Consider the following 333-nt stretch of genomic DNA (forward strand, 5'->3'; position numbering starts at 1 on the left):
GTAGGCCCCGCGATTCTGATCGACCGTTCGGCCAATCAGCGTGCAGTGCACATACCGCACCAGCGTTTGATAGATCCACCGCCAACGACTTCCGCAATCTCACCAGCATTCGTCCACTTCCAGCTCTCCGGAATATCCCAGCGAATCATTCGCTTATCTCTCCACCTTCAAGAATCGCGGTGAGCGCATCCACGGCCGGGCATTGGACAACGTGTTCATCGAAAGATTGTGGCGAAGCGTGAAATACGAGGACATCTACCTCAAGCAATACGAATCAGGAGCCGATTGTCAGAAAGGGCTGACTCAATATTTCAAATTCTAGCTTCGCGGCGG

Annotated in this window: 1 pseudogene; it reads left to right on the forward strand. The window is 53.2% G+C overall.

The window, feature by feature from the left end:
- Window positions 1-193 precede the first annotated feature (193 nt).
- Window positions 194-319 (forward strand): annotated as a pseudogene (locus AB1L30_RS00780) (integrase core domain-containing protein); the annotation flags it as partial.
- Between the last annotated feature and the right edge of the window lie 14 nt (window positions 320-333).

The organism is Bremerella sp. JC817, assembly GCF_040718835.1.
In the GTDB taxonomy this organism is placed as follows: Bacteria; Planctomycetota; Planctomycetia; order Pirellulales; family Pirellulaceae; genus Bremerella.